The following is a 2,310-nucleotide window of genomic DNA, read 5'->3' on the forward strand; positions in this document are numbered from 1 at the left end:
GGCCCCTAATTCATGGCTAAGTGGGAAAGCAGGTGGGACGACCAAAACAACCAGGAGGTTGGCTTAGAAGCAGCCATCCTTTAAAGATAGCGTAACAGCTCACTGGTCTAAGTAAGTTGTCCTGCGGCGAAGATGTACCGGGGCTCAAGCCATGAGCCGAAGCTTAGGATGCCGCAAGGCATGGTAGCGGAGCGTTCTGTGATATAGTTCCACGCCTCTTTAGCACCTTCGGGTGTTGCGGAGGCTCGGAGCTTACTGTGAAGCCGGCGCGTGAGCGATCCGGTGGAGTGATCAGAAGTGAGAATGATGACATGAGTAGCGACAAACAGTGTGAGAGACACTGTCGCCGAAAGTCCAAGGGTTCCTGCTTAAAGCTAATCTGAGCAGGGTAAGCCGACCCCTAAGGCGAGGCCGAAAGGCGTAGTCGATGGGAACCAGGTTAATATTCCTGGGCCAGGAGGATGTGACGGATTGCGAAGGTTGTTCACCCTTATCGGATTGGGTGGGCCGCTCAGCAGTTCCAGGAAATAGCCCTCCATTAGATCGTACCCTAAACCGACACAGGTGGACTGGTAGAGAATACCAAGGCGCTTGAGAGAACCACATTTAAGGAACTCGGCAAAATACCTCCGTAAGTTCGCGAGAAGGAGGCCCCGTTTGCAGGCAACTGTGGGCGGGGGGCACAAACCAGGGGGTGGCGACTGTTTACTAAAAACACAGGGCTCTGCGAAGTCGCAAGACGACGTATAGGGTCTGACGCCTGCCCGGTGCCTGAAGGTTAAAAGGAGGGGTGCAAGCTCCGAATTGAAGCCCAGGTAAACGGCGGCCGTAACTATAACGGTCCTAAGGTAGCGAAATTCCTTGTCGGGTAAGTTCCGACCTGCACGAATGGCGTAACGACTTCCCCGCTGTCTCAAATGTGGACTCAGCGAAATTGAATTGCCTGTCAAGATGCAGGCTTCCCGCGGTTAGACGGAAAGACCCCGTGCACCTTTACTACAGCTTCACACTGGCATTAGGTCAGAGATGTGCAGGATAGGTGGTAGGCTTTGAAGCGGGAACGCCAGTTTTCGTGGAGCCACCCTTGAGATACCACTCTTCGCTTGCTTGATGTCTAACCGCGGTCCGTTATCCGGATCCGGGACCCTGTGTGGCGGGTAGTTTGACTGGGGCGGTCGCCTCCCAAAGAGTAACGGAGGCGCGCGAAGGTTGGCTCAGAGCGGTCGGAAATCGCTCGTTGAGTGCAATGGCAGAAGCCAGCCTGACTGCGAGACTGACAAGTCGAGCAGAGTCGAAAGACGGCCATAGTGATCCGGTGGTCCCGAGTGGAAGGGCCATCGCTCAACGGATAAAAGGTACGCCGGGGATAACAGGCTGATACTGCCCAAGAGTCCATATCGACGGCAGTGTTTGGCACCTCGATGTCGGCTCATCTCATCCTGGGGCTGGAGCAGGTCCCAAGGGTACGGCTGTTCGCCGTTTAAAGAGGTACGTGAGCTGGGTTTAGAACGTCGTGAGACAGTTCGGTCCCTATCTGCCGTGGGTGTTGGAGACTTGAGAGGAGTTGCCCCTAGTACGAGAGGACCGGGGTGAACGATCCACTGGTGGACCTGTTGTCGTGCCAACGGCAGTGCAGGGTAGCTATGATCGGACAGGATAACCGCTGAAGGCATCTAAGCGGGAAGCCCCCCTCAAAACAAGGTCTCCCTTGAGGGCCGTGGAAGACCACCACGTCGATAGGCCGGAGATGTAAGCGCAGCAATGCGTTCAGTTGACCGGTACTAATTGCCCGATAGGCTTGATTTGATCCAGTAGAAGCAAGACTTCTGGGTCGTGAAGCATGGACTTGGAAGACACTCGTGTAGTCATGTTCTTTTCTTGGTTTGGTGGTAATAGCGCGAGCAAAACACCCGATCCCATCCCGAACTCGGTCGTTAAGTGCCGTTGCGCCGATGGTACTGCGTCTTAAGACGTGGGAGAGTAGGTCACCGCCAAACCTAGCAAGGAACATGACGCTCTCTCTTTCGATGCTGACCCAAAATTTCCGAAACGATGCGGGTCAGCGCATTGGCGCGGGGTGGAGCAGCCCGGTAGCTCGTCAGGCTCATAACCTGAAGGTCGCAGGTTCAAATCCTGCCCCCGCAACCAACATTTCTTATAAATAACAGTATTTTAGAATGCATCTGACCTGCCCCTTTTTTCAGGGCCACTCGTAAGTCGAGCTTGTTCCCCTTTTGTGTGTCATCATTCGGCGGCATGAGCAATGGGCGCAGGCGCGGAGCCATCAGGTAGCTCAAGCGGCTGCGCCCA

General features: G+C 55.0%; 1 protein-coding gene, 1 tRNA gene and 2 rRNA genes (1 of these 4 running past the window's edge). 3 read left to right on the forward strand and 1 reads right to left on the reverse strand.

What is annotated here, in order from left to right; translation table 11 throughout:
- From DDZ14_RS16545 to DDZ14_RS16555, 3 genes are all read left to right on the forward strand, one after another.
- Positions 1-1,806: ribosomal RNA gene (locus tag DDZ14_RS16545) — 23S ribosomal RNA — on the forward strand (it extends 1,022 nt beyond the left edge of the window).
- Positions 1,807-1,882: 76 nt separating this feature from the next.
- A 5S ribosomal RNA gene (gene rrf / locus DDZ14_RS16550) occupies positions 1,883-1,997 on the forward strand.
- A 74-nt stretch (positions 1,998-2,071) separates the two neighbouring features.
- Positions 2,072-2,148, forward strand: a tRNA-Met gene (locus DDZ14_RS16555).
- On the opposite strand, the gene DDZ14_RS20025 is transcribed toward DDZ14_RS16555, so the two are convergent.
- A partial coding sequence (locus tag DDZ14_RS20025) for a hypothetical protein (RefSeq protein ID WP_233252622.1) occupies positions 2,127-2,310 on the reverse strand: 184 nt, incomplete at its 5' end. The two genes, DDZ14_RS16555 and DDZ14_RS20025, sit on opposite strands and share 22 nt — an antisense overlap.

Source organism: Maritimibacter sp. 55A14, from assembly GCF_003122205.1.
Lineage (GTDB): Bacteria > Pseudomonadota > Alphaproteobacteria > Rhodobacterales > Rhodobacteraceae > QEYE01.